Source organism: Pseudomonas sp. WS 5503 (assembly GCF_012985385.1).
GTDB lineage: Bacteria > Pseudomonadota > Gammaproteobacteria > Pseudomonadales > Pseudomonadaceae > Aquipseudomonas > Aquipseudomonas paracarnis.
This window is the reverse complement of sequence record NZ_JAAQWI010000004.1, coordinates 137,023-162,590: the sequence shown is the minus strand read 5'-3', so window position 1 is coordinate 162,590 and position 25,568 is coordinate 137,023. Positions and strand designations below refer to the sequence as shown.

The following is a 25,568-nucleotide window of genomic DNA, read 5'->3' as shown; positions in this document are numbered from 1 at the left end:
CACGGTGCCCGCATGGCACCGTGCACCTTTGAAAGGAGAGCCCGCCCGGCGGGCGTCAAACCTAATGCTCTATCGTCGTTTTGAACAACTGATCGATATTTTCCGCGACGCCCCCAGCGCGGCCCCTCCCGAAAAAGTCCTGCCCTTCTATCTCTATTACCTGCGCCAGGTGTGGCCGTGCTTCGCCGCGCTGCTGGTGGTGGGGCTGGTCGGCACCCTGATCGAAGTTGCGTTGTTCAGCTACCTGAGCCGCATCATCGACCTGGCCCAGGGCACGCCACCGGCGAATTTTTTCCAGATCCACAGCGCCGAGCTGATCTGGATGGCCGTGGTCGCCCTGTTGTTGCGCCCGCTTTTCAACGGCCTGCATGACTTGCTGGTGCACCAGACCATCAACCCTGGCATGACCAGCCTGATTCGCTGGCAGAACCACAGCTACGTGCTCAAGCAGAGCCTGAATTTCTTTCAAAACGATTTCGCCGGGCGCATCGCCCAGCGGATCATGCAAACCGGCAACTCCTTGCGTGACTCGGCGGTGGCGACGGCGGAGGCTATCTGGCACGTGTCGATCTACGCCATCAGTGCCCTGGTGTTGTTTGCCGAAGCCGACTGGCGGCTGATGATTCCGCTGATCACCTGGATCGTTTGCTACAGCCTGGCCCTGCGTTACTTCGTACCTCGGGTGAAAGAACGCTCGGTGATTTCCTCCGAGGCGCGCTCCAAACTGATGGGCCGAATCGTCGACGGCTACACCAATATCACCACTTTGAAGCTGTTCGCCCATACGCAGAACGAACAGGAATACGCCAAGCAAGCGATCATCGAGCAGACCGAAAAAACCCAACTGGCCGCCCGCGTGCTCACCAGCATGGACACCGTGATCTGTATTCTGAACGGCTTGCTGATTGTCACCACTACTGGCCTGGCCCTGTGGCTGTGGACCCAGTCGCTGATTTCCGTGGGCGCGATTGCCCTGGCCACCGGCCTGGTGATCCGCATCGTCAACATGTCCGGCTGGATCATGTGGGTGGTCAACGGCATCTTCGAAAACATCGGCATTGTGCAAGACGGCCTGAAGACCATCGCCCAGCCACTGGCCGTTATCGATCATGAAAACGCTCCGCGCCTGACGGTGCCCCACGGCCAGGTACGCTTTGAGCAAGTGGACTTCCACTACGGCAAGAAGAGCGGAATCATTGGCGGCCTCAACCTTGAGATCAAGGCCGGGGAAAAGATCGGCTTGATCGGCCCATCCGGCGCGGGCAAATCGACGCTGGTCAACCTGCTGCTGCGCCTGTACGACCTGCAGGGCGGGCGCATCCTCATCGACGGCCAGGACATCGCCGAAGTGGCCCAGGAAAGCCTGCGCGCGCAGATCGGCATGATCACCCAAGACACCTCGTTGCTGCACCGCTCGATCCGCGACAACCTGCTGTATGGCAAGCCCGACGCGACTGACGAAGAACTGTGGGCGGCGGTGCACAAGGCCCGCGCCGATGAATTCATCCCGCTGCTGTCGGATTCCGAGGGCCGCACCGGGCTGGATGCCCATGTGGGTGAACGCGGGGTGAAACTCTCCGGCGGGCAACGCCAGCGTATCGCTATCGCCCGCGTGCTGCTCAAGGACGCACCGATCCTGATCATGGACGAAGCCACCTCCGCGCTGGACTCGGAAGTAGAAGCGGCGATCCAGGAGAGCCTGGAAACCTTGATGCAGGGCAAGACGGTGATCGCAATTGCACACCGGTTGTCGACCATCGCACGAATGGACCGCCTGGTGGTGCTGGAAAAAGGCCAGATTGCCGAAAGCGGCAGCCATTCAGAGTTGTTGGCATACGGCGGGCTTTATTCGCGGTTATGGCAGCATCAGACCGGGGGTTTTGTCGGCATAGACTGATTTCGCTGGGTAAAGCCCCGCTCAATTCCGAACAATTCTGACAGCTTTCTCTATCTGGCTGGTCTTGCGACACAATCCTGCTGTACTGCAATCAGGCCCCAGGAGGGCCCTGATTTAAGGCGGCAGGGAAGCCACACAGACCGTTAATCAGATAGAGCAATCTAAGGAAGTGTTCATGTCACTGTTCAAACGTTCCGTAACGGAAGGACTGGGTACGTTTTGGCTGGTGTTGGGTGGTTGCGGGAGTGCGGTGTTGGCCGCAGCGTTCCCCAACGTCGGCATCGGCCTGCTCGGGGTGTCCCTGGCTTTCGGGCTCACGGTGCTGACCATGGCATTTGCCATCGGGCATATCAGCGGCTGTCACCTTAACCCGGCCGTCTCGGTGGGGTTGGTGGTCGGCGGCAGATTCCCGGCCAGGGAGTTGCCGGCCTACATCGTGTCGCAAGTGATCGGTGGCGCCATCGCCGCCGCACTGCTGTACTTCATCGCCAGCGGCAAACCCGGGTTCGAACTGGCCTCCGGGCTGGCAAGCAATGGTTATGGCGAGCATTCACCCGGAGGTTATTCAATGGCGGCAGGCTTTGTCTGTGAGCTGGTGATGACGGCGATGTTCGTGCTGATCATCCTTGGCGCCACCGACCGTCGAGCCCCGGCAGGCTTCGCGCCCATCGCCATTGGCCTGGGGCTGACGCTGATCCACCTTATCTCCATCCCGGTGACCAACACCTCGGTCAACCCGGCCCGCAGCACAGGGCCTGCGTTGATTGTCGGCGGCTGGGCGCTGCAGCAATTGTGGCTGTTCTGGCTCGCGCCCATCGTCGGCGCGGTGATCGGCGGCATTACGTACCGATGGTTGGGTACAGAAAAAACAGCTTGACCCAATCCCTGTAGGAGCGAGCTTGCTCGCGAAAAACGCCAACGATGACGCAGTGCTTACAGCTGTAAACCCGCGTCGTCTGCACGTTCTTCGCGAGCAAGCTCGCTCCTATAGGGTGTTTTACTGGCTGACTTCAATTGAATGCGCTTCAACCTTGGTGGGCTTGCATGTACTGACGCAACAATTGATTAATACGTGTCTGATATCCGGTGCCTTGGCCTTTGAACCACTCCAGAACATCGGCATCCAGTCGAATGGTCACGGCCTGCTTCACCGGAACACGTAACTCGGCGCGTCGAAAAAATTCGGCGTCCAGCTCAGGAATATCGCTGGTGTCGATTTCTTTATCATTCATGTGGGCCAGGCGCTCCCAATCAGTTTTCGATGTTTGCGTCATAGTATTTGGCCTCCTTCTTGGTTGCTTTTCGCGCAGATATGATACGGATCACATCACCACACCGCTCGGTATATACGACCACACCCATTAACAATTTGATCCAGCCAATACTGATCCAACGCTCTTCGCCATAATCTGCCCGATCATCGCGCAAGGCCAGCATTGGATGCCGAAAAATATCTGGGACGTCGTTAAAGTCGATGCCGTGCTTAGAAATATTGGCTTTGTTCTTAGATTCATCCCACTCAAAATGCATGGCACATCCTGTATGTACGTTTGTACATACAGATTAGCGATTTTATTGTTAGTCAGCAGGGTTGCCAGACCGATGGTTCAGACCTGCCGATAAGGCAGGGCCGCCCTCGCCTCTTCGGCATACGCCAGAACCCCCACCCGTTCACGCTCAAGAAAATCTTCCACAGCGTTCTTCAACCCAGGGTGGCGCAGGTAGTGCCATGACCGCGTAATCACCGGCTCAAACCCGCGAATCAATTTGTGCTCACCCTGGGCACCTGCATCGAAGCGTTGCAGGCCGTGGGCGATGGCGTAGTCCATGCCCTGGTAGAAACAGGTTTCGAAATGCAGGCGGTCGAATTCCGCCAGGCAACCCCAGTAGCGACCATAGAAGCTGTCGCCACCGAGCAGGCTGAAGGCCATGGCCACCGGGCGCGTGCCTTGTTTGGCCAAGACTACGCGTATGGCTGCCGGCATGCGCTCAGCCAACAGGCTGAAAAATGCGCGGGTCAGGTAGGGCGATTGCCGGCGCACCGCGTAGGTGTTGGCGTAGCAGGCGTAAACAAAATCCCACTGGGATTCGCTCAGCTCATGGCCTTGCAACCACTCGAACTCGATCCCCTGCCCTGCCACTTGTTCGCGCTCTTTGCGCATCTGTTTGCGCTTGCGTGAACTCAGGGCGTCGAGGAAATCCTGGAAGTCGCGGTAACCACGGTTCTGCCAATGAAACTGACAACCCAGGCGTTGCAACCAGCCGGGGTGTTGGGCCATGGCTTCATCGGCGAGGGCATCGGTAAAGTTGATATGGGCGCTCGACAGGCCCTCGATCTCCAGATACCCCGGCAGGCTATTAAGCAATTCGAAAGCGTCTGCGGCACTGGCAGCCAATACGCGCGGCCCACCGACCGGGCTGAACGGCACGGCCGTCAGCAACTTGGGGTAATAGTCGATGCCGGCGCGCTCGCAAGCGTCGGCCCAGCCGTGATCGAACACGTACTCGCCATAAGAATGCCATTTGCGATAACCCGGCAATGCCGCCATCAACCGGTCGCCTTCCCAGTGCAGCAAGTGCTCCGTCTGCCAGCCCGAATGCGGGCCGATGCTGGCGCTGTCTTCCAGCGCACTGAGAAACCCATGCTGCATAAACGGCTGGGCCTGTGGCATCAGGGCATCCCACGTGTGCGCAGCGATATCGGACAGGCTGTCCAGGCGTTGCAGCGGCATCGGCATCCTCATTGTTTCTTGGCATGAAAACCTGGGGAGTATCGCTGATCACAGCCGCGCACACATCCTCAAAACACGCGGACAGACGTCAAAACCCTTAGTTCCGTTGCGTAACGATTTGTCATCTAGATGAAATCACTTAGCCACTACTCCGTCATAAACGGTCGCGATACTGACGCCAGTTTTTAGAGCGTCCGGGTCTACCGGGCGACATTTTTTCCGTCCGTCATGGGTCGGTTGTGTCCTGGAGGGTGTTGCCCTCCCTCCTCACTTTCGGAGATTGATATGCGTCTTGCTTCCACTAAAACTGCGGCGGTCCTGTGTGGCGGCCTGTTGCTGGCACTGAGCGTTCCGGCCAGCGCTGCAGTCGACGCTAAATTGCTCGACATGCTCAAGGCCAACGGCCAGATCACCGCGGCGCAGTACACCGAACTGCAAATGGAACTGGCCAGGGATCAGAAAGAGCAGCAGATCGCACGCCAGGCTCAACAAGAGACCAACGAGCAGATCGCGGCCACTGCGAAAAAAACCAACGAGCTGAGCAGCTTCGACCAGAAATTGGCTTGGGCAGCCAAGACCCAGTTCAAGGGTGACGTGCGCTTCCGCCAGGAAACCATCAAGATCGACGGCGAGCCCAATAACGGTGGGCGTGACAAAGACCGTCAACGCATTCGTGCCCGCCTGGGTGCCTACACCGAAATCAACCCGCAGGTGGACACCGGTATCCGTATCGCCACCGGCGGCGGCGATGATGCACGCTCCACCAACCAGGACCAGGATGGTTACTTCGATAAGAAGTCGATCTGGCTGGACCTCGGCTACATCGACTACCACCCGGACCAGATCAAGAACCTGCACGTGATCGGCGGCAAGATGCTGCAGCCGTGGGTGAACATGGGCGATGTGATCTGGGATAGCGACATCAACCCTGAAGGCCTGGCCGTCACCTACAAATACCCACTGGGTAACAGCGCTGAGCTGTTCGGCAGCCTGGGTAACTACAACCTCAAGGACAACGTGGACGGTGACGGCGTGCAATTTCGCCATGACCTGCGCCTGACGTCCGGCCAGTTGGGCACGCGGTTCTCGGTCACCGACAACCTGAAAATGACCTTGGGCGGCAGTATCTACGCCTACAAGAATGACGAGGACAGCCGCTGCACAACCACCACCACGCCTTGCGCACTGGCGGTCAACGGCAACTCGGCCAACAATGAATTCCGCCTGTACGAAGGCTTTGCGCAAGCAGACATCGGTGGCCTGGCCGTGCCGCTGTCGTTCTACGGGCAGTACGTGAAAAACAACGATGCGGTGACCGACCAGGACACCGCCTGGTTGCTGGGTGCCAAGTCCAAGGTGTTCGGTTTGAACCTGGACTACAACTACCGCGACGTTCAACGTAATGCCGTCGTAGGCGCCTTCACCGATTCGGACTTCGCCAACGGCACCACCGGTTCGCGCGGTCACAAGATGAAAGTCAGCTACGACATCGACAAGAACTTCGCCATCGGCGCCACCTACTTCCTGACCAAGGCTGACTTCGCCAGCCGGACCCAGCGGGATGCCGATACCAACACCTTGCAGCTGGATGCTGAAGCCAAGTTCTAACGTTTAACATGTAGGAGCGAGCTTGCTGTGGCGAGCAAGCTTGCTTGCGCTGGGGTGCGAAGCGCCCCCAAAAGCCTGCGACTGCTGCGCAGTCGAGCGGGAGCAAGCTCCCTCGCCACAGCAAGCTCGCTCCTACATATCTTTACGCCGCTCAGCCGCCAATTGTTCGGCCAGCGCATCAACACCCTCCACCGGCTCCTGCGGCATACGCTTGAGCGTTGCCTGCATCAGGCGCATCTGACGGATAAAGCGCCGGCAGTTCGGACAAAACATCAAGTGATGACGCACCAGCAGACGCTCCCAAAAGGTCAATTGCCCATCGAGATAGTCACTGGAACGCGCTACTTGTTCTTTACAGGTCAACATTCGCCCGTTTCCTCAAAATGCTCCACCGTGGCGAAGACTTTAAGCCGCGCTCGATGCAACAGCACACGGACGTTGGAGAGTGAAAGGGTCAGAAGATTACAGATTTCTTCCAGTTCCAGGCCCTGGCGTTCACGCAGGACCAGCACACTGCTTTGCAATTCGGACAAACTCAGAATCGTATGCTCCAGGCATTTGCGCAGTTCATCTTCGGTCAGCAGCGCTTCCGGGGTGTCCTGGTGCCAAGCGTAAGGGGCGACAGCCCAATGGCCATCATCCGGGCTGAAGCGTTCATCGCCAATGGTGCCGTGGGGTGAGGGCAAATCGTCGAGAAGGACTTCCCGACGATTTTGTTTGTAACGGCTCTTTGCGGAGTTGGCAGTGATCGTCAATAACCATGTCTTGAGGCTCGATCGCCCTTCGAACTTGGCCAGGTTGCGCACCACCGAGAGCCAGGCATCTTGCACCACCTCATCGGCATGGCGCTGGCCGACGATGGCATACGCCACTGCCCGCATCGCACTCTGGTAAGTGTTGACCAAATCCTTATAAGCCCGCTGCTCACCCTTGAGCAGGCGTTCAAGCAGGTGCGCATCGTCCGCTGCTGCCATCGATTACCTCAATATTGCCGTGGAAATACGCTCAATGTGGGAGCTGGCTTGCCTGCGATCCAGACAACTCAGTGATTCAGGCACACCGAGCCGATGCCTTCGCAGGCAAGCCAGCTCCCACAGTTGACCGCGTCCGGCCACACACTCAGCGTTTGCGCAGGATCACACTGCCAATCGAATACCCGGCGCCAAAGGAGCTGAGTACGGCAACCGCGCCCTTGGGCAGGTCATCCTGATAAGTGTGAAACGCAATCACCGAGCCGGCCGAGCTGGTATTGGCGTAAGTATCGAGGATCACCGGCGCTTCTTCCACCGATGCCTCGCGTCCCAGCAGTTTTTTCACGATCAAGTGATTCATGCTCAGGTTGGCCTGGTGCAGCCAGAAACGCTTCACATCAGTGACACTCAGCTGGTTTTCTGCCAAGTGTTCGCCGATCAGTTCGGCCACCATCGGGCAAACATCGCGGAATACCTTGCGGCCTTCCTGCACGAACAGCTTGTCGGGGGCGCCGATGCCCTCTTCCGCCGTGCGGTTGAGAAAGCCGAAGTTGTTGCGAATGTTGTTGGAAAACTTGGTCAGCAGCTTGGTGCTCACCACATCGAACTGATGTTCGGACGTCGCCAGGTCAGCACGCTCCAGGATCACCGCCGTGGCGGCATCACCGAAGATGAAATGGCTGTCACGGTCACGAAAGTTCAGGTGGCCGGTGCAGACTTCCGGGTTGACCATCAGGATCGCCCGGGCCTGGCCCAACTGGATGCTGTTGGCCGCGTTCTGGATGCCGAAGGTGGCCGAGGAACACGCCACGTTCATGTCGAAGCCGAAACCCTGGATACCCAAGGCTTCCTGGACTTCAATGGCGATCGCCGGGTAGGCACGTTGCAGGTTGGAGCAGGCGACAATCACGCCATCAATGTCGGCGGCGGTCTTGCCGGCGCGCTGCAGGGCTTGTTCGGCGGCACCGATGGCCATCTGGCAAAGCACCGACCATTCGTCGTTGCTGCGCTCGGGCAGGCGCGGCGCCATGCGCTGCGGATCGAGGATGCCGTCTTTGTCCATCACAAAACGGCTCTTGATGCCGGATGCCTTTTCGATGAATGCCGCGCTCGACTCGGTCAGCGCCTGCACCTCGCCACGTTCGATAGCGGCGGCGTTGTCGGCGTTGAACTGTTGTACGTAGGCATTGAAAGACTGCACCAGCTCTTCGTTGGAGATGCTGTTGGCCGGGGTGTACAGGCCGGTGCCGCTGATGACGACGTTATGCACGGTCGTTCCTCTAAATCTGTCAGGCAGAAGATATTGGTACCGTCGTACCAAACTGTAAGTCGTTTGATTCCGTCCAGCAGGCATCAAACTGGCAACGCTTTATCTAATCTTGTAACCGCGAAGTTTGCCACAACGCCGGTGATTTGGCGCCATATGCCAGACAAACATCCAATTGTGGGAGGGGTTTGTCCTCATACCTGTAGGAGCGGGCTTGCTCGCGAAAAACTCACAGGCGCCGCGTTTATTCAGGAGAGCCGCGTTATCGTTGACGTTTTTCGCGAGCAAGCTCACTCCTACAAGTGGGCCAGGGGTTCAGGGCTCTACCTGGCTCCATTGCTTGCTCAGGCGTTTATCGGAAATCGGTACCTTGGTGCCCAACTGCTGGGCAAACAGCGACACCCGGTATTCCTCCAGCCACCAGCGGTATAGCTCCAACTGCGGGTCGCGCTTGCCTTCCTGGGTGTGTTTGTTCAGGCGGTTCTGGTACTGCGCCCACAGGCCGCCCAATTCGCTGCTCCACACGCGGTCCTTTTGCACCTGGCTCGGCAGTTTTTCCAGACGCAGTTCGATGGCCTTGAGGAAACGCGGCAGTTCCTTGAACCACTGGGCCGGGGTTTCCCGCACAAAACCTGGATACACCAGGTTGCTCAGTTGCTGCTTGATATCGTTCAAGGCCACGGCCTGGGCCAGGTCGATCTTGCCTTTGAAGCGTTTTTGCAGGCCGTGCCAGAGCTTCAGCACTTCCAATGTCAGGCGCGCCAAGCGTTCGGCGTGCTCAGTCCAACTGCCGCGCTTGCGTTCAGCCAAGGCTGCCAGGCCAGCGCCGTCCCGTGGCAGGCTATCTTCGCCTTCAAGTACGCAGGTATCGAGGCTGGCCAGCAGGATGTCTTCCACCAGCGCGTCGATACGCCCCAGTTCACGGTACATCAGGCCCAGCTCGGTCAAGCCCGGCAATTTGCCGCGCAGGAATTTCGCCGGTTCCGCCAATTGCTGCATCAGCAGGCGCTGCAAGGCGCGACGGTGCTGGAACTCGGCTTCGGCGGCGGTCGAGAAGCGCCCCTCCTTGACCGTGCCGTTCTCTTCCACCAGTGCCGGGTACACTGTCATCGATAGGCCGGCAATGTTCTGCTGGGTTTTTTCCGCCACCGCCGCAAACACCTTGGCCTCCACCGGCTGCTGGCTTTTCGCGGTTTGCGGCACGGCCAAAGCCGCCTGGCTGGCTTCGGCGAACCGTGCGGTGAGCTCGGCCAGGTCACGGCCTTCGCCGAGGAACTTGCCCTGGCCGTCGACCACTTCCAGGTTCATCTTCAGGTGATTCTCCACCTGTTGCGCCGCTTCGGCCCACGCCTCATCGCTGACCCGCGCACCGGTCATGCGCAGCAATTCACGCCCCAGCGCCTGGGGCAGCGAGCCCTGGCCGAATTCGATGCGTTGCAGCGCGGCCTTGACGAAGTCCGGCACCGGCACGAAGTTTTTGCGCAACGCCTTGGGCAAGTTGCGCACCAGAGCGATGCACTTGGCTTCGATCAACCCCGGCACCAGCCACTCCAGGCGCTCGGCTGGCAACGCCGGCAACAAAGGCGCCGGCACCCGCAGGGTCACGCCGTCACGGGGGTGGTTGGGTTCGAAGTGGTAACTCAAGGCCAGGGCCAGGTCACCCAAGTGCAAGGTGTCCGGGTAATGCGCGGCGGTGACTTCACTGGCCTCGCGGGCCAGTACGTCTTCTTCACGCATGATCAACAGTTGCGGATCTTTCTGGCTGTTGACCTTGTACCAACTGTCAAAGGTGGCGGTCTGGTGAATCTCTGCAGGCAGGCGCGCATCGTAGAAGGCGTACAGGGTTTCTTCATCGGCCAGGATGTCGCGACGGCGAGCCTTGGCTTCCAGCTCGTCGAGTTGCTCCAGCAGTTTCTGGTTGGCCGTCAGGCACTTGGCACGGGACTGAATCTCGCCGCGCACCAGGCCTTCACGAATAAACAACTCACGGGACACCACCGGGTCAATCGGCCCGTAATGCACCGGCCGGCGCCCGACCACGATCAGCCCGAACAGGGTGATCTGCTCAAAGGCCACCACCTGGCCGCGCTTCTTCTCCCAATGGGGTTCGAAGTGGTTTTTCTTGATCAGATGCCCGGCCAGCGGCTCGATCCAGTCGGCGTCGATTTTCGCCACCATGCGTGCATAGAGCTTGGTGGTTTCCACCAGTTCGGCGGTCATCAGCCATTGCGGGCGCTTCTTGCCGATGCCCGAAGACGGGTGAATCCAGAAGCGACGCTGGCGCGCGCCGAGGTAATCGCCGTCTTCGGTCTTCTGGCCGATCTGGCTGAGCAAGCCGGACAGTACCGCTTTATGCAGCTTCGGATAGTCCGCGGGCTCTTTGTTGAGGCTCAGCTGCATGTCGCGGCAGATCAGGCTCAATTGACGATGGGAGTCGCGCCACTCGCGCAGGCGCAAGTAGTTGAGGAAGTTTTTGCGGCACCAGTTGCGCAACGGGCTGGCGGTCAGTTCCTGGCGCTGCTCCTCGAAACCGCGCCACAGGTTGACCAGCCCGGCGAAGTCCGAATCCGGGTCTTTCCACTGTGCGTGGGTCTGGTCGGCCGCTTGTTGACGCTCCGGTGGGCGCTCGCGCGGGTCCTGGATCGACATGGCACTGGCGACGATCAACACTTCCTGCAAACTGCCCAGCTTGGCCGCTTCCAGCAACATGCGGCCCATGCGCGGGTCCACCGGCAAGCGGGCAAGCTGGCGGCCCAACGGCGTGAGCTGGCTGTTGCGGTCTACCGCCGAGAGTTCTTGCAGCAGGTTGAAACCGTCGCTGATGGCCTTGCCATCCGGCGGTTCGATAAACGGGAAATCGGTGATCTCGCCCAGGCGCAGGTGCAACATCTGCAGGATCACAGCAGCGAGGTTGGTGCGCAGGATCTCCGGGTCGGTAAATTCCGGGCGCCCGATAAAGTCTTCTTCGCTGTACAAGCGCACGCAAATACCCGGCTCAACCCGGCCGCAACGGCCTTTACGCTGGTTGGCGCTGGCCTGGGAAATCGCCTCGATGGGCAAACGCTGCACTTTGGCGCGGTAGCTGTAGCGACTGATGCGCGCCGTACCGCTGTCGATCACGTAGCGAATGCCCGGCACGGTCAGCGAGGTTTCCGCGACGTTGGTCGCCAGTACCACGCGCCGGCCCGGGTGGGACTGGAAAATGCGCTGCTGCTCGGCCGGCGATAGCCGTGCGTACAACGGCAAAATCTCGGTGTGCTTGAGCTGGGCCTTGCGCAGCATGTCGGCCGCGTCACGAATCTCGCGCTCGCCGGGCAGGAACACCAATACATCGCCAGGACTGCGCCGTTCGCTGCGCTCATAGGCGGCGATTTCATCAAGGGTGGCAAGGATCGCCTGGTCGACGGTCAGGTCGTCCTCGACGCGGTTGCCCTCCTCGTCCTGTTCCAGGGTGAGTGGGCGATACCAGGTGTCCACCGGGAAGGTACGGCCCGACACCTCGACAATCGGCGCATCGTCGAAGTGCTTGGAAAAGCGCTCCAGGTCGATGGTGGCCGAGGTAATGATGACTTTCAGGTCGGGGCGACGCGGCAACAGGGTCTTGAGGTAGCCGAGCAGGAAGTCGATGGTCAGGCTGCGTTCGTGGGCTTCGTCGACGATGATCGTGTCGTAGCGCTCGAGGTAGCGGTCGTTCTGGGTTTCGGCCAGCAGGATGCCGTCGGTCATCAGCTTGATCAGGGTGTTGGAGTCACTCTGGTCTTCGAAGCGCACTTGGTAACCGACCAGCGCACCTAATGGCGTGGCCAGCTCTTCAGCGACACGGCTGGCGACACTGCGCGCTGCGATCCGGCGTGGCTGGGTGTGGCCGATCAGGCCGAACTGGCCGCGGCCGATTTCCAGGCAGATTTTCGGCAACTGCGTAGTTTTACCCGAACCGGTCTCACCGGCAATGATCAGCACCTGGTGCTTGTTCAGCGCGTCCTTGATCTCATCGCGCTTGGCAGCAATCGGCAGGCTGTCGTCGTAGCGAATCACCGGCAGGCTGGCGCGCCGCGCCGTGACCTGCGCGCACGATGCCTGCATGCGCGCCACCCACTGCGCCAACTTGTCCTCGTCGGGCTTCTTGCGCAGCTCAAGCAACTGCCGGCGCAAGCGGTGGCGGTCGGCGAGCATGGCGTGATCGAGGGTTTTGAGCAGTTGGTCGATGGTGGGTGCTTGGTCTGTCATCAGGTGCGTTTGGGTCGTCTATTTATGCAGGGGGCGAATTGTCGCAGAAAAGCAGCTGCTAGCGGCAAGCTTCAAGCAGCAAGTAAGGGCAGACCTACTTTCACTTGCCCCTTGCAGCTTGCAGCTTATGGCTGCTCTTTCCTCTTATAAGGGAACACGTCGATCACCTTGCCGGCACGAATCGCGTCCTGCAGGCCCTTCCAGTAGTCAGCGTTGTACAACTCGCCATGCAGCTCATCGAACAACCGGCGTTGCCCGGCGTCGGCAAACAGGAACGGCGGGAACTCTTCGGGGAACACATCCAGCGGGCCGATGGAGTACCAGGGCTCGGAGGCCATTTCATCCTCGGGGGTGCGCGGCGCGGGGATATGGCGGAAGTTGGCTTCGGTGAGAAAGCAGATTTCGTCGTAGTCGTAGAACACCACGCGGCCGTGGCGGGTGACGCCAAAGTTCTTCAGCAACATGTCGCCGGGGAAGATATTCGCCGCCGCCAGTTGCTTGATCGCCAGGCCGTAATCCTCCAATGCTTCGCGCACCTGAGCGGGGTTGGCGTTGTCGAGGTAGAGGTTGAGCGGGGTCATGCGTCGCTCGGTCCAGCAGTGGCGGATGAGCACGGTGTCGCCCTCCACTTCGACGGTACCGGCGGCGACTTCCAGCAGCTCGGCCAGGCACTCGGGCTCGAACTTGCTCAAGGGGAAGCGGAAGTCGGCGAACTCCTGGGTGTCGGCCATGCGCCCTACCCGGTCGACGCTTTTCACCAGGCGGTACTTTTCGATCACCGTGGCGCGGTTGACGTTTTTTGACGGCGAGAAGCGGTCCTTGATGATCTTGAACACCGTATTGAAACCCGGCAGCGTGAACACGCTCATGACCATGCCGCGCACGCCGGGGGCCATGATGAACTGGTCGTCGGTGGTGGCCAGGTGGTTGATCAGCGCGCGGTAGAACTCGGATTTGCCGTGCTTGTAGAAACCGATGGAGGTGTACAACTCGGCAATGTGCTTGCCCGGCAGGATGCGCTTGAGAAAGCCGATGAATTCCGCTGGCACGGGTACATCGACCATGAAATAGGAACGGGTGAACGAGAAGATGATCGACACGTCGGCTTCGTCAGTGATCAACGCATCGATCTGGATGCCACGCCCTTCGCGGTGCAGCAGCGGAATCACCAACGGCCATTGTTCGTCGCGGGTGTAGATGCGCCCCACGAGGTAGGCGCCTTTGTTGCGGTACAGCACTGAGGAAAACAACTCGACCTTGAGGTCCGGGTCCTTGCACACCCAATCCGGCAGGTTTTCCCGCAACTGGGCTTCGAGGCGGCGCAGGTCGGCGGGCAGGTCGGCGTAGGGCTCGCTGAAGCTGTAGTCAGAGAAGACCTGCGCCAGCATGTCCGCTATTTTACCGGCCGGCGTGTAGATACGGGTTTGCGCCGCCCGCGCCCGGCGCAGGCTAGGCCGGGTGGTATGGATGAACATGCAGCCGTCACTGATCAGGTCATGGCTGAACAGGCCGCAGAAGATCGAGTTGTACCAGGTCTCGGACAGCTCATCGTCAAAGCGCAGGTCGATCAAGCCAATATAAGCGCTTTTTACCAAGGGCCACTGGCCGATGTCCTGCAATCCAGCAGGGTCGAAACTGGCGCGCAGACGAGTAGTCACCTCAGCGACTTTCTCCTCATACAGGTTGATGCGCGCCGCCGACGCGGCCTGCCCCTGCTGCCACTGGGCCTTCTCGAAACGCTCACGGGCGCCATCGGTGATCTGGCGGAAGTGCTCACGGTAATCGTCGAAACCGTCGAGGATCATCCGGGCGATAGCGAGGGCGGACTGCGACATGCGGGAAACCTCGAACGGGTATCTGGAAGCCCAGAGCTTAGCCAGTGAACCGAGGCAGGAGAAGAATGATTTTGCACGGGGGCAAACTGACTGCAATTAGCCATTGTGCCGACCTGCCCGCTGGGCAACACTTCTGCGCCCGATTGGCATAGGAGTTTTCCGTGAGACCTGTTGACACCCTGTATCTGCTGGGGCTGGCTGCCATCTGGGGCGCGAGTTTCCTGTTCATGCGCATCATCGCGCCGGAAATCGGCACGGTGCCCACCGCGTTTTTCCGCGTGTCGATTGCCGCCGCGGGCTTATTGGTGATCCTGGCGATGCTGCGCGTGAGCTGGGATTTCCAGGGCAAGTTCAAGACGGTCCTGCTGCTGGGCGTGATCAACTCGGGGATTCCCGCGACGATGTACTCGGTGGCGGCGCAGGTACTGCCGGCGGGTTATTCGGCGATTTTCAACGCCACTACACCGCTGATGGGTGTGCTGATCGGCGGGTTGTTTTTCAGCGAACGCCTGACGCCGTCAAAAATAGCGGGTGTGGCCTTGGGTCTGCTTGGTGTTGCCGTGCTCACCCGCGCAGGGCCGGTGGCATTTGATCTGGAACTGTTAATGGGCGCATTAGCGTGCCTGCTGGCGACCACCTGCTATGGCTTCGCCGGTTTCCTGGCGCGACGCTGGCTGGATCAGCGCGGCGGGTTGGACAGTCGTCTCTCTGCCTTGGGCAGTATGCTGGGTGCTACGTTGTTTTTGCTGCCGTTCTTCGCCTTCAGCGCCATCACCCAGCCACCGGCGAGTTGGGGCGGCTGGCAGGTGTGGGTGTCGCTGCTGGGATTGGGGCTGATATGTACGGCGTTCGCCTACATCCTGTACTTCCGCCTGCTGTCATCCATCGGCCCGGTCAAGTCAATGACCGTGACCTTCATGATTCCGCCGTTCGGCGTGTTGTGGGGGGCGTTGTTGTTGGATGAGCCGCTGTCCATGGCTCATCTGTATGGTGGTGTATTGATTGCCGGGGCGTTGTGGTTGGTGTTGCGCCCGCAAAAACTGTAGGAGCGCCCCTGTGGCGAGGGAGCTTGCTCCCGCTCGACTGCGTAGCAGTCGCAAGCTCCTGGGGGCGCTTCGCACCCCAGCGCAAGCAAGCTTGCTCGCCACAGCTAGCTCGCTCCTACAGGGGTGGTTTCTAGCTCTTGCGGAACACGAAGACCAAGCCGACGATGATCAACGCCATTCCCAGCACGCTCAACAGCGCCAGGCGGTTACCGAAGATCAGGTAGTCCATCACCGCGGTCACCGCCGGCACCAGATAGAACAAACTGGTGACATTCACCAGGTTGCCGCGGGCAATCAGCCGATACAGCAACAGCGTCGCCAGCACCGACACCACCAAGCCCATCCACAGCACCGGCAGGTAAAAGCTTGCACTGTGCTCGAAGTGGAACGGCTGGAACGGCACGAACACTCCGCACAGCAACAGCCCGGCCAAGTATTGCAGTGGCAGCGTGCCCAAAGGATTGTCGGTGATGCGCTTTTGCATGATCGAGCCAAACGTCATGCTCGCCAGCGCCAGCAGCCCGAACAGCATCCCCGCCAGGGACATGCCCGCCAACCCGATGCCCTGATACACCACCATAATCAAGCCAGCCAACCCCAACCCCAGGCCGAACAGCCGGCGCCAGGAGCGTTGGCGCTCCATCAGTACCACGGTAAGGATCGGCTGCACGCCCATGATGGTCGCCATCACCCCAGGGGTGACGTTGAGGTCCAGGGCCAGCAGATAGAAAATCTGATAGGCCCCCAGCAAAACCAGGCCCGTCGCCGCCGCATACAGCAGCGGCTTGCCGGGACGTGGCAGCTTCAACTTGAGGAGCGGGACCAGCACTACCAACCCCATCAGGGCAACGGCAAACCGGATCAACAGAAAGGCAAAGGGCGACGCATGGGCCAGGCCCAACTTGGAGAAGATCGCCCCGCTGCTCCACAGCAAGACAAACACGCTCGTCGAGGCCGCCGCGGCCACGGATTGTTTCGAAAGCACAGACATGGTTACCACCTGTTATCAGGCAAAAAAGCCGACTCAGTAAAAAACTGAATTTCAGTAGGTTTTTTCAGGCAGGCACGGGCAACAGCGAACCGCTGATCAGCCCGAAATGCCAACATCCGGCGGTGATACGACTGCGTACACCGGCGTGCTACTGACAGGTGGGGGGTAATGACTGATCTGCGCAGGCTGCTTGCCACGGCACGGCACGACCACGGCGTTGACCGCTGAATCGACTACCGCTATGCGCTGGGAAGCTGGCATGTGCTGATCTTTTTGAAGGGATATAAAGACGCGACGACTATAACCAGCCGCAAACATACTTTGCAATCCTTTCCCCCTTGCCTTGTACATGGAGGCGTTTTCATGCCCTAGAACCTGGCCACTCGCTATAATGCCGCCCGGATTTTTCGAAGGATTTCACATGATTGCTTTGCCCTGGCTGTACCTCACCCTACTTTCCATTGGCTATGTCGTGGCTTTGATCTACGGCCAACTGGGCGTACTGGCGGCGGTCTCCATCGCACTGCTGCTGGTGGCCGGGTACGCCGTGCGCCAGCAACGCAACCCTTGGGCACGCTACTTGGGCCAAGGCTTGTTTATCGTACTGGCCCTGGGCCTGGTGATGCACTGGCTGCCGGGTTTCTATAACGGCCGCGGTATTGCGCCCCAGCGTCTAACTCCGGACTCAGTGCCCTTCTCGATGTACCTGAACCAGGACAAGCCCCTGATAGGCTTCTGGCTGTTGCTGGCCTGCCCGTGGATTGTGGCGCGACGCTCATTGCGCCTGTCGATCTGCGTCACCGCCCTGGCACTGACCCTGACCGCCATCGCCGTATTGGGTGGGGCCGCACTGATGGGAATGATCAGTTGGGCGCCGAAATGGCCGGACCAGGCATGGCTGTGGGTACTCAATAACCTGCTGCTGGTGACGCTGGTGGAAGAAGCGCTGTTTCGTGGCTATGTTCAGGGCGGCCTGAGCCAACGTTTCAAACACTTGCCCTACGGCGAGAACCTTGCGCTGCTGCTGGCTTCGCTGTTATTCGGCCTGATGCATTTCGGTGCGGGTTGGCAATGGGTGACGCTGGCCAGTATTGCCGGGGTCGGTTACGGCCTGGCGTATCGCTTTGGCGGGCTCGGCGCAGCGATTGCCACGCATTTTGGCTTGAATCTGCTGCACTTCGGCTTGTTCACCTACCCAATGCTGGCCAGCTAAGCCTGCCCGACTGTAAGAACGAGCTGTTGTGGCGAGGGAGCTTGCTCCCGCTCGGGTGCGTAGCGCCCGCAAGTTGTTTGGGGCCGCTTCGCAGCCCAGCGGGAGCAAGCTCCCTCGCCACAGTCGGCACTCTGCTCCCACGATTGTTGCAAAAATAAGTTAAATAAATACCCAGCATGGCCGATACCCCCTGAAAGCCTTGCGGATTGAACAATCATGCGTAATAACCAACCCGTTACCCAGCGCGAACGTACCTTCCCCGCTCAGCAACGGTTGATCTCCACCACAGATGCCAAGGGTGTCATTACCTACTGCAACGACGCGTTTGTCGAAATCAGTGGGTTCACCCGCGACGAACTGGTCCGTGCTCCGCACAACCTGGTGCGTCACCCGGATGTGCCCTCGGCGGTGTTCGCACACATGTGGTCCACGCTCAAACAAGGCTTGCCATGGATGGGCATTGTCAAGAATCGCTGCAAGACCGGCGACCACTACTGGGTTAACGCCTATGTAACACCGGTGTTCGACGGTAACCAGGTGATCGGCTACGAATCGGTGCGTATCAAGCCCACCGCCGAGCAGATCCGCCGGGCCGAGGCGCTCTATCAACGCATCAACCAGGGCAAGTCGGCGATTCCCCAGCGCGACAAATGGCTGCCGGTGCTGCAGGACTGGCTGCCGTTTATCCTGGTCAGCCAACTGAGCTTCATGATCGGCGCTACCCTCACCTCCCAGTGGGGCTTTGCCTTGGCGGCAGCGTTGTCGGTGCCGTTGGGCCTGCTGGGGCTGAGCTGGCAACAGCGCGGCCTCAAGCGCTTGCTGCGCCTGGCCGAGCAGACCACGTCCGACCCGCTGATTGCGCAGATGTACACCGACAGCCGTGGCGCCCAGGCCCGACTGGAAATGTCGATCCTCAGCCAGGAAGCGCGTCTGAAGACCTGCCTGACCCGCTTGCAGGACACTGCCGAGCACCTCAACGATCAGGCGGCACAGTCCAACACCCTGGCGCACAGCAGCTCCAGCGGCCTGGAACGTCAGCGTGTGGAAACCGAACAGGTGGCCACGGCCGTCAACCAGATGGCTGCAACCACCCAGGAAGTTGCCAGCCACGTGCAGCGCACCGCCGACGCCACCCAGGAAGCCAACCGCCTGACCGGTCGCGGCCGCGATATCGCCGGGGAAACCCGCGAGGCGATTCAGCGGCTTTCGGCAGCGGTTGGCGAGACCGGCGTGACCGTCACTCAACTGGCCAAGGACAGCGATGAAATTGGCGGCGTTGTCGATGTAATCAAGGGCATCGCCGACCAGACCAACTTGCTGGCGCTCAACGCCGCTATCGAAGCCGCGCGTGCCGGTGAGATGGGCCGTGGCTTTGCGGTGGTCGCCGATGAAGTGCGCCAACTGGCGCAGCGTACGGCCGAATCCACCGGGCAGATCCATGCCCTGATCGCCAAGCTGCAACACACGGCGGCTGCGGCCGTGCAAACCATGGACGCCGGGCATCGCCAGGCTGAAGAGGGCGTAGCGCGTGTGATGGAAGCGGATCAGGCGTTGGTGGGCATCAGTGAGGCGGTGGCCAATATCACCGACATGACCACCCAGATTGCCGCGGCCACCGAAGAGCAAAGCGCCGTGGCCGAGGAGATCAGCCGCAACATCAGCACCATCGCGCTGTTGGCAGACCAGACCTCAGAGCAGGCGATGAACTCGGCGCAGTTGAGTGAAGAGCTGACTCATACGGCGAATACTCAGTACTCGCTGGTGGAGCGTTTTAACCGGTAGAACTTCAGGGGCTCACTTTCTCCAACAAGTGAGCCCCTTGCAGATGGCTATCACTCATCATCTTTTTATCACCAAGCATTCTATAAAACTGTCAATTCTCACAGTTAACCTTTGAACGCCTCCCTCCTTATAGTGTGAACCTGTCAAACAGGAGCACACCGTTATGTCCCGGTCTACCGACTCAAATAGCGCCCTGCATCCCTTCCCAAAAACCATGGGGCGTGTGCAATGGACTGAAAAATCATCGAACAACGAAAGAACATTGGAAGGCTGGGCTCTGCCACTGCACCTATCCGAATACAATAATCAGTATTGGGTCAAGTTGACGCTCCAGTCCCCAGACACTCAACAATCACTGTTACTGAAAATACCTTGCGACTCCATAAGTACATCACCTAACAAATCAATCAAGCAAAACCCGGAAGCCTTCACCCACGTGTACATTCAAGGTGCAAACAATAACGCACCTGAAACGGAAGAACGTATTAAACCTGTCGGCGACATTGAAGTAACCGTTGACGAAAGCACAGGGAACACAACGCTGAATTTCGAAGGCTCTTTCACTGACACAGCGTCGGAATTATGCGAAATAAAATGCTGCTGTGAGTGGCCTGGAACTGCCCTTAACTCACAACGTTCGGTCTTTAAGTGGACAGAAGGACAAACTCAATACAAAACGGAGGGCTGGTTGGCCTACTCCAATTCAAGCAAGGCATGGTATCTGACCAGCGAGGAGGGAGAATGGGGTACGCCTCAATACCGTGAGTGGGCTATTTATATTTACTGCGACGATGAAAATGAACAGATCATCGATGAAACATTTAAAAACGGTGATGAGAAATCGAATTTTTACTATGCTCCCTTCGGCGGTGGCACCTATGAAGGCGAATACAATGTAACGCTTACACTGACTCAGCAGCCGTTGCGCTGCGAAGCCACCTTTAAAAATAAAATCCGCGACCGTGTAGAGATGACTGACGGCACGTTTCAGCCTATAAAAGACCCTACTCCCCCATCGTAATAAGGCTCGACAAAAGAGGCTTAAAACAAAATAAGTTTCACGTCTCAGCCGAGCGCGACACACTCAAGCTGGCATTTCTGAAAAAATCAGATAGCGCAAACCCCACGCGTAAAAGGTCTCACCATGAACCAAGAAATTATTTTCATCCCCGACTGCTATCTCTCTCAATCTGCAAACAACCATTTTGAATGGACATTTAAAAACTCTCAAACATCAATCACTGCAGAAAGAACAATTTTTGGTCATCGTACACAGACAAATACCTGGATATTTTCAGGGGCCATTGGAGAAAGTGAAAAGAATTTTTCTTCGTATTATTTTCATATCCCCTACCTAGGAGAAGCGCCGATAGACAATACGTATATACTTGACGGAATTTTACATTATGCTCTTTACATCTCTGCCCCTGGGGACATGCCTGGCACTACAGCGATTCCCGCCAAACACGCAACGCTGACAATAAAGCTCAACCCTGTTGAAGGCACGGCCAATGGCAACTTCGAGGCGTCCTTCGACAGTGAGTATGCTCAATACGACGCGACAGGACACTTCACGCTCATTAGGGACCGCTAGTGTTAAACCTCACGAAAACACTAGCCGAAATATCCCAACATAGAGAAACCTGCAAAGCGTCAGGCGAGAAAACCTGACGCTTTGATGGCCGCCGCCTCCAAATGCTGCTCATGACTGAACCCCGACGCCTTTAACGGCTTCAAATCATGATCCCCCGCCACCAGCCACATCACCTCAATGCTCGGCGATAACGCATACCCCTCCACCGCCGCTCGATTGCCCAAGGCATCACGCTCGCCCTGCACTATCAGCGTCGGCGTCGCAAGCGCAGCCAGATGCTCCACCCGAGGCTTTTGCGGCTTGCCCACCGCATAAAACGGATAGCCCAGGCACACCAACCCATCTGCGCCCAGCTCATCGGCCAACAAACTGGCCATGCGCCCGCCCATGGACTTGCCGCCAATCGCCAGTTTCCCAGCGACATGACGTCGCACCAGGGCATACACCTCACGCCACGCCTCCAGCAGTTTCGGCGCCGGATTCGGCGGGCGTTTGCCCCCGTCCAAGCGGCGCTGGGCCATGTACGGGAACTCGAAGCGCAACACGTTCACACCATGCCCGGCAAGGCGTGCAGCCATGTCGTTCATGAACGCCGAGTCCATCGGTGCACCGGCGCCATGGGCCAGGATCAGCGTCACAGGCTCGCCCGAACGCTTGCCCGTGGCGACATCCCACAACCAGCCATGTTCCCGTACACACTGCGCCCATTGATCCCCGTCAATACTGGCCTTGTGCTCTTTGCCCATGCTTGCCTCGCTTTTTAGTCTGCCTATAACTCCAGCCCAAGTGCCGCACTTGCTTGGGTTGAACCGTGGATGGGGAACCATGAACACTACTTTAAGTACCGCCTATAACTACAAGGTGGTCCGCCAATTCGCCATTATGACGGTGGTGTGGGGCATCGTCGGCATGGGGCTCGGGGTTTTTCTCGCGGCCCAATTGGTTTGGCCTGCGCTCAACTTCGATTTGCCCTGGACCAGCTTCGGTCGCCTGCGCCCTTTGCACACCAACGCGGTGATCTTCGCGTTCGGTGGCTGTGCGCTGTTCGCCAGCTCCTTTTACTCGGTGCAACGCACCTGCCAGACGCAGCTGTTCGCGCCGAAAGTCGCCGCATTCTGCTTCTGGGGCTGGCAGCTTGTGATCCTGCTGGCCGCCATCAGCCTGCCACTGGGCTACACCAGCTCCAAGGAATACGCCGAGCTGGAATGGCCGATCGACATCCTGATCACCATCGTCTGGGTCGCCTACGCCATCGTGTTCTTCGGCACGATCATGAAACGCAAGACCAAGCACATCTATGTGGGTAACTGGTTCTTCGGCGCGTTCATCATCACCGTGGCCATTTTGCATATCGTCAATAACCTGGAAATCCCGGTCAGCCTGACCAAGTCCTACTCGCTGTACGGCGGTGCGACGGATGCCATGGTGCAGTGGTGGTATGGGCACAACGCGGTAGGCTTTTTCCTGACTGCGGGTTTTCTGGGGATGATGTACTACTTCGTGCCCAAGCAGGCCGAACGCCCGGTGTATTCGTATCGCTTGTCGATCGTGCACTTCTGGGCGCTGATCACCCTGTACATCTGGGCCGGCCCGCACCACTTGCACTACACCGCCTTGCCGGACTGGGCGCAGTCCCTGGGCATGGTGATGTCACTGGTGCTGCTGGCGCCAAGCTGGGGCGGCATGATCAACGGCATGATGACCCTCTCGGGTGCCTGGCATAAGTTGCGCAGCGACCCGATCCTGCGCTTCCTCGTCGTCTCCCTGGCCTTCTACGGCATGTCGACCTTCGAAGGCCCGATGATGGCGATCAAGACCGTCAACGCCCTCTCCCACTACACCGACTGGACCATCGGCCACGTACACGCCGGGGCGCTGGGCTGGGTGGCGATGATCTCCATCGGCGCGCTGTACCACATGATCCCGAAAGTCTTCGGTCGCGAGCAGATGTACAGCCTCGGTCTGATCAACGCGCACTTCTGGCTGGCCACCATCGGCACCGTGCTCTACATCGCCTCGATGTGGGTCAACGGCATCGCCCAGGGCCTGATGTGGCGTGCGGTCAACGAAGACGGCACCCTCACCTACTCCTTCGTCGAAACCCTGGTGGCCAGCCACCCAGGCTTCATCGTGCGTCTGGTGGGCGGTGCGATCTTCCTCAGCGGCATGTTCCTGATGGCTTACAACACATGGCGCACCGTGCGTTCGGCGCAACCTGCCGAAGTCACCGCTGCCGCGCAGATGGCCTGAGGAGTCGATGATGAAACACGAAACGATTGAAAAGAACGTCGGCCTGTTGATGCTGCTGATGGTGCTCGCCGTGAGCATCGGTGGCCTGACGCAGATCGTCCCGCTGTTCTTCCAGGACGTGACCAACAAACCGGTCGAAGGCATGAAGCCCTACACCGCGCTGCAACTGGAAGGCCGCGACATCTACATCCGCGAAGGCTGCGTGCAGTGCCACTCGCAGATGATCCGCCCGTTCCGCGCCGAGACCGAGCGCTACGGCCACTACTCGGTGGCTGGCGAAAGCGTGTGGGACCACCCGTTCTTGTGGGGCTCCAAGCGTACCGGGCCGGACCTGGCCCGCGTCGGCGCGCGCTACTCGGACGACTGGCACCGCGCGCACTTGTACAACCCGCGCAACGTGGTGCCAGAGTCGAAAATGCCGGCCTACCCCTGGCTGGTCACCGCCGCCGTCGACAGCAGCCACACCGAGACCAAGTTGAAAGTGATGCGCACCCTCGGCGTGCCGTACACCGACGACGACATCAATGGCGCCGTCGCCAGCCTCAAGGGCAAGACCGAGATGGACGCGCTGGTTTCCTACCTGCAAGTGCTCGGCACTGCCATCAAGAGCAAGAGGTGAGCCATGGGATTTGAATTCGATGCGGGCACCATCCGCGGCCTTGGCACGCTGGTGGTCGCCATCGCCTTTATCGGCCTGTCGCTGTGGGTGTTCAACAACCGCCGCAACGCGGAATTCGAGCAGGCCCGCCTGCTGCCGTTTGCCGATGAACCTTCCCCACCCGACGCTCAAGCAGAGCCAGCCACAAGGAGCACTCGGCCATGACTACGTTTTGGAGTACATGGATCTGCGTATTGACCCTGGGCAGCCTGATCGGCCTGACCTGGCTGTTGGTCGGCACCCGCAAGGGCGAAACCAAGGGCAGCGTCGACCAGACCATGGGCCACGCCTTCGACGGGATCGAGGAATACGACAACCCGCTGCCCCAGTGGTGGTTTATGTTGTTCGCCGGCACCCTGGTATTCGCCGTCGGCTACCTGATCCTCTACCCGGGCCTGGGCAACTGGAAAGGCGTACTGCCGGGCTATGAAGACGGCTGGACCCAGACCAAGGAATGGGACAAGGAAATGGCCAAGGCCGACGCCAGGTTCGGGCCGATCTTCGCCAAGTTCGCGGCCATGCCGGTGGAAGAAGTCGCCAAGGACCCGCAAGCGTTGAAGATGGGCGGTCGCCTGTTTGCCTCCAACTGTGCGGTGTGCCACGGCTCGGACGCCAAGGGCGCCTATGGCTTCCCCAACCTGGCCGACAACAACTGGCGCTGGGGCGGTTCGGCCGAGGCCATCAAGGCCACCATCCTGAACGGTCGCCACGCGGCGATGCCGGCCTGGGGTGAAGTGCTGGGCGAGGACGGGGTGAAGAACGTCGCCGCCTATGTGCGTCACGACCTGGCCAAGCTGCCGTTGCCCGCCGACAACACCGCCGACCTGGCCGCCGGGCAAGCCGCCTTCAGCACCACTTGCGTGGCGTGTCATGGTCCGCAAGGTCACGGCGTGGAAGCCATGGGTGCGCCCAACCTGACCGAGCCTGCCGGCTTTATCTACGGCACCAGCCTGGCGCAGTTGCAGCAGACCATCCGCCATGGTCGCCAGGGCCAGATGCCGGCTCAGGACGTGCTGCAAGGCAATGACAAGGTGCACTTGCTGGCGGCTTACGTGTACAGCCTGTCCCATAACGCTGAAGGCTCAACGCCAGACAGCCAACCGCAGTAAAAGCTCTACCTGTGGCGAGGGAGCTTGCTCCCGCTGGAGTGCGAAGCGCTCCCACGATTTTGGGGCCGCTGCGCAGCCCAACGGGAGCAAGCTCCCTCGCCACAGGCATAAGTCGCGACCAAGTGTCGCACCCCTTCCAAACCCAACTTTCCCCTCCTCCTATTCGGGTCTACGCTTGTTCCCACAGTGGAGCAATTCTGGCGTAGGCGACGGTATCCGTTGCGCCCTCTAAAATTCCTGTCCACTTGATCAGCTTTCTATTTCGGTCTTTATCCTTACACCAAACATGGAAAGGGCGCAGAATCTGGCGTGGAACGCATTGATACAGGTCAGCCATTGCGTTGCAATGGCCCCTCGGTTTCTACATACTTGCGGCCGATTTTACCTA

The 25,568-nt window shown here is 59.3% G+C and carries 23 protein-coding genes; 12 read left to right on the top strand and 11 right to left on the bottom strand.

The features are described 5' to 3' along the window. Positions 1–64: 64 nt before the first annotated feature. Both HBO10_RS12605 and aqpZ read left to right on the top strand, forming a co-directional pair. Positions 65–1,897, top strand: coding sequence for an ABC transporter ATP-binding protein (locus HBO10_RS12605; protein WP_034128292.1), 1,833 nt, complete (start codon positions 65–67; stop codon positions 1,895–1,897). 175 nt (positions 1,898–2,072) lie between these two features. Then, positions 2,073–2,774, top strand: coding sequence for an aquaporin Z (gene aqpZ, locus HBO10_RS12600; RefSeq protein ID WP_034128291.1), 702 nt, complete (start codon positions 2,073–2,075; stop codon positions 2,772–2,774). Positions 2,775–2,922: 148 nt separating this feature from the next. On the opposite strand, the gene HBO10_RS12595 is transcribed toward aqpZ, so the two are convergent. From HBO10_RS12595 to HBO10_RS12585, 3 genes are all read right to left on the bottom strand, one after another. Further along, positions 2,923–3,171, bottom strand: a complete 249-nt coding sequence (locus tag HBO10_RS12595) for a BrnA antitoxin family protein (protein WP_034128290.1) — start codon at positions 3,169–3,171, stop codon at positions 2,923–2,925. Next, complete coding sequence (locus tag HBO10_RS12590) at positions 3,149–3,427, bottom strand: BrnT family toxin (protein WP_003193132.1); 279 nt, start codon at positions 3,425–3,427, stop codon at positions 3,149–3,151. The genes HBO10_RS12595 and HBO10_RS12590 overlap by 23 nt, the downstream gene beginning before the upstream one ends. A gap of 77 nt (positions 3,428–3,504) precedes the next feature. Further along, entirely contained in the window at positions 3,505–4,629 is a 1,125-nt protein-coding gene (locus tag HBO10_RS12585) for a GNAT family N-acetyltransferase (RefSeq protein ID WP_034128289.1), read from the bottom strand. 285 nt (positions 4,630–4,914) lie between these two features. On the opposite strand from HBO10_RS12585, the gene HBO10_RS12580 reads away from it, so the two are divergent. Then, the gene (locus tag HBO10_RS12580; protein WP_034128288.1) at positions 4,915–6,237 is read left to right on the top strand and encodes a putative porin; all 1,323 of its coding nucleotides are present in this window, start codon (positions 4,915–4,917) and stop codon (positions 6,235–6,237) included. Positions 6,238–6,369: 132 nt separating this feature from the next. On the opposite strand, the gene HBO10_RS12575 is transcribed toward HBO10_RS12580, so the two are convergent. The 5 genes from HBO10_RS12575 to aceK all read right to left on the bottom strand — a co-directional run bounded on the left by HBO10_RS12575 (position 6,370) and on the right by aceK (position 14,537). Then, a complete protein-coding gene (locus HBO10_RS12575) occupies positions 6,370–6,603 on the bottom strand; it encodes a zf-HC2 domain-containing protein (RefSeq protein ID WP_034128413.1) in 234 nt (77 codons plus the stop codon). After that, a complete protein-coding gene (locus HBO10_RS12570) occupies positions 6,597–7,211 on the bottom strand; it encodes an RNA polymerase sigma factor (protein WP_034128412.1) in 615 nt (204 codons plus the stop codon). Before HBO10_RS12570 ends, HBO10_RS12575 begins: the two co-directional genes overlap by 7 nt. A gap of 145 nt (positions 7,212–7,356) precedes the next feature. Beyond that, positions 7,357–8,478 (bottom strand): beta-ketoacyl-ACP synthase III, encoded by a 1,122-nt coding sequence (locus HBO10_RS12565; protein ID WP_034128411.1) that lies wholly within the window; start codon positions 8,476–8,478, stop codon positions 7,357–7,359. A gap of 312 nt (positions 8,479–8,790) precedes the next feature. Further along, entirely contained in the window at positions 8,791–12,702 is a 3,912-nt protein-coding gene (gene hrpA / locus HBO10_RS12560; protein ID WP_169922000.1) for an ATP-dependent RNA helicase HrpA, read from the bottom strand. Between the two features lie 125 nt (positions 12,703–12,827). After that, entirely contained in the window at positions 12,828–14,537 is a 1,710-nt protein-coding gene (gene aceK / locus HBO10_RS12555; protein WP_034128409.1) for a bifunctional isocitrate dehydrogenase kinase/phosphatase, read from the bottom strand. 161 nt (positions 14,538–14,698) lie between these two features. Here aceK and HBO10_RS12550 point away from each other — a divergent pair, with 161 nt between their 5' ends. Then, positions 14,699–15,583, top strand: a complete 885-nt coding sequence (locus tag HBO10_RS12550) for a DMT family transporter (RefSeq protein ID WP_034128408.1) — start codon at positions 14,699–14,701, stop codon at positions 15,581–15,583. 130 nt (positions 15,584–15,713) lie between these two features. Here HBO10_RS12550 and HBO10_RS12545 read toward each other — a convergent pair whose 3' ends face one another. Both HBO10_RS12545 and HBO10_RS12540 read right to left on the bottom strand, forming a co-directional pair. Next, positions 15,714–16,574: a DMT family transporter gene (locus HBO10_RS12545; protein WP_034128407.1), complete on the bottom strand. Its 861-nt coding sequence runs from the start codon at positions 16,572–16,574 to the stop codon at positions 15,714–15,716. A 96-nt stretch (positions 16,575–16,670) separates the two neighbouring features. Beyond that, positions 16,671–16,835, bottom strand: a complete 165-nt coding sequence (locus HBO10_RS12540; RefSeq protein WP_169921999.1) for a hypothetical protein — start codon at positions 16,833–16,835, stop codon at positions 16,671–16,673. A 160-nt stretch (positions 16,836–16,995) separates the two neighbouring features. On the opposite strand from HBO10_RS12540, the gene HBO10_RS12535 reads away from it, so the two are divergent. The 4 genes from HBO10_RS12535 (at position 16,996) to HBO10_RS12520 (ending at position 21,163) form a co-directional block, all read left to right on the top strand. Continuing rightward, the gene (locus tag HBO10_RS12535) at positions 16,996–17,787 is read left to right on the top strand and encodes a CPBP family intramembrane glutamic endopeptidase (RefSeq protein WP_034128406.1); all 792 of its coding nucleotides are present in this window, start codon (positions 16,996–16,998) and stop codon (positions 17,785–17,787) included. Between the two features lie 216 nt (positions 17,788–18,003). After that, positions 18,004–19,569 (top strand): PAS domain-containing methyl-accepting chemotaxis protein, encoded by a 1,566-nt coding sequence (locus HBO10_RS12530; protein ID WP_034128405.1) that lies wholly within the window; start codon positions 18,004–18,006, stop codon positions 19,567–19,569. Between the two features lie 163 nt (positions 19,570–19,732). Next, positions 19,733–20,590: a hypothetical protein gene (locus HBO10_RS12525; protein ID WP_034128404.1), complete on the top strand. Its 858-nt coding sequence runs from the start codon at positions 19,733–19,735 to the stop codon at positions 20,588–20,590. A gap of 123 nt (positions 20,591–20,713) precedes the next feature. Beyond that, positions 20,714–21,163 carry a hypothetical protein gene (locus HBO10_RS12520; protein WP_138763826.1) on the top strand — a complete coding sequence of 150 codons (450 nt, stop codon included), beginning with the start codon at positions 20,714–20,716 and terminating at the stop codon, positions 21,161–21,163. A gap of 59 nt (positions 21,164–21,222) precedes the next feature. Here HBO10_RS12520 and HBO10_RS12515 read toward each other — a convergent pair whose 3' ends face one another. Next, entirely contained in the window at positions 21,223–21,909 is a 687-nt protein-coding gene (locus HBO10_RS12515; RefSeq protein WP_034128403.1) for an alpha/beta family hydrolase, read from the bottom strand. A 79-nt stretch (positions 21,910–21,988) separates the two neighbouring features. Here HBO10_RS12515 and ccoN point away from each other — a divergent pair, with 79 nt between their 5' ends. The 4 genes from ccoN to ccoP are packed head-to-tail and all read left to right on the top strand — an operon-like array spanning position 21,989 to position 25,180. Continuing rightward, complete coding sequence (gene ccoN, locus HBO10_RS12510; protein ID WP_034128402.1) at positions 21,989–23,413, top strand: cytochrome-c oxidase, cbb3-type subunit I; 1,425 nt, start codon at positions 21,989–21,991, stop codon at positions 23,411–23,413. Positions 23,414–23,423: 10 nt separating this feature from the next. Continuing rightward, a complete protein-coding gene (ccoO, locus tag HBO10_RS12505; RefSeq protein ID WP_003193159.1) occupies positions 23,424–24,032 on the top strand; it encodes a cytochrome-c oxidase, cbb3-type subunit II in 609 nt (202 codons plus the stop codon). Between the two features lie 3 nt (positions 24,033–24,035). Continuing rightward, positions 24,036–24,236 (top strand): cbb3-type cytochrome c oxidase subunit 3, encoded by a 201-nt coding sequence (locus HBO10_RS12500; RefSeq protein WP_003193161.1) that lies wholly within the window; start codon positions 24,036–24,038, stop codon positions 24,234–24,236. Further along, positions 24,233–25,180, top strand: a complete 948-nt coding sequence (gene ccoP / locus HBO10_RS12495; RefSeq protein WP_034128401.1) for a cytochrome-c oxidase, cbb3-type subunit III — start codon at positions 24,233–24,235, stop codon at positions 25,178–25,180. The genes HBO10_RS12500 and ccoP overlap by 4 nt, the downstream gene beginning before the upstream one ends. Positions 25,181–25,568 lie beyond the last annotated feature (388 nt).

What these genes read in the sequence shown, in the direction of transcription:
- HBO10_RS12605 (WP_034128292.1), top strand. Translation starts at nt 65, where the DNA reads ATGCTCTATCGTCGTTTTGAACAACTGATCGATATTTTCCGCGACGCC.
- aqpZ (WP_034128291.1), top strand. Translation starts at nt 2,073, where the DNA reads ATGTCACTGTTCAAACGTTCCGTAACGGAAGGACTGGGTACGTTTTGG.
- HBO10_RS12595 (WP_034128290.1), bottom strand. Translation starts at nt 3,171, where the DNA reads ATGACGCAAACATCGAAAACTGATTGGGAGCGCCTGGCCCACATGAAT.
- HBO10_RS12590 (WP_003193132.1), bottom strand. Translation starts at nt 3,427, where the DNA reads ATGCATTTTGAGTGGGATGAATCTAAGAACAAAGCCAATATTTCTAAG.
- HBO10_RS12585 (WP_034128289.1), bottom strand. Translation starts at nt 4,629, where the DNA reads ATGCCGCTGCAACGCCTGGACAGCCTGTCCGATATCGCTGCGCACACG.
- HBO10_RS12580 (WP_034128288.1), top strand. Translation starts at nt 4,915, where the DNA reads ATGCGTCTTGCTTCCACTAAAACTGCGGCGGTCCTGTGTGGCGGCCTG.
- HBO10_RS12575 (WP_034128413.1), bottom strand. Translation starts at nt 6,603, where the DNA reads ATGTTGACCTGTAAAGAACAAGTAGCGCGTTCCAGTGACTATCTCGAT.
- HBO10_RS12570 (WP_034128412.1), bottom strand. Translation starts at nt 7,211, where the DNA reads ATGGCAGCAGCGGACGATGCGCACCTGCTTGAACGCCTGCTCAAGGGT.
- hrpA (WP_169922000.1), bottom strand. Translation starts at nt 12,702, where the DNA reads ATGACAGACCAAGCACCCACCATCGACCAACTGCTCAAAACCCTCGAT.
- aceK (WP_034128409.1), bottom strand. Translation starts at nt 14,537, where the DNA reads ATGTCGCAGTCCGCCCTCGCTATCGCCCGGATGATCCTCGACGGTTTC.
- HBO10_RS12545 (WP_034128407.1), bottom strand. Translation starts at nt 16,574, where the DNA reads ATGTCTGTGCTTTCGAAACAATCCGTGGCCGCGGCGGCCTCGACGAGC.
- HBO10_RS12540 (WP_169921999.1), bottom strand. Translation starts at nt 16,835, where the DNA reads ATGCCAGCTTCCCAGCGCATAGCGGTAGTCGATTCAGCGGTCAACGCC.
- HBO10_RS12535 (WP_034128406.1), top strand. Translation starts at nt 16,996, where the DNA reads ATGATTGCTTTGCCCTGGCTGTACCTCACCCTACTTTCCATTGGCTAT.
- HBO10_RS12530 (WP_034128405.1), top strand. Translation starts at nt 18,004, where the DNA reads ATGCGTAATAACCAACCCGTTACCCAGCGCGAACGTACCTTCCCCGCT.
- HBO10_RS12525 (WP_034128404.1), top strand. Translation starts at nt 19,733, where the DNA reads ATGTCCCGGTCTACCGACTCAAATAGCGCCCTGCATCCCTTCCCAAAA.
- HBO10_RS12520 (WP_138763826.1), top strand. Translation starts at nt 20,714, where the DNA reads ATGAACCAAGAAATTATTTTCATCCCCGACTGCTATCTCTCTCAATCT.
- HBO10_RS12515 (WP_034128403.1), bottom strand. Translation starts at nt 21,909, where the DNA reads ATGGGCAAAGAGCACAAGGCCAGTATTGACGGGGATCAATGGGCGCAG.
- ccoN (WP_034128402.1), top strand. Translation starts at nt 21,989, where the DNA reads ATGAACACTACTTTAAGTACCGCCTATAACTACAAGGTGGTCCGCCAA.
- ccoO (WP_003193159.1), top strand. Translation starts at nt 23,424, where the DNA reads ATGAAACACGAAACGATTGAAAAGAACGTCGGCCTGTTGATGCTGCTG.
- HBO10_RS12500 (WP_003193161.1), top strand. Translation starts at nt 24,036, where the DNA reads ATGGGATTTGAATTCGATGCGGGCACCATCCGCGGCCTTGGCACGCTG.
- ccoP (WP_034128401.1), top strand. Translation starts at nt 24,233, where the DNA reads ATGACTACGTTTTGGAGTACATGGATCTGCGTATTGACCCTGGGCAGC.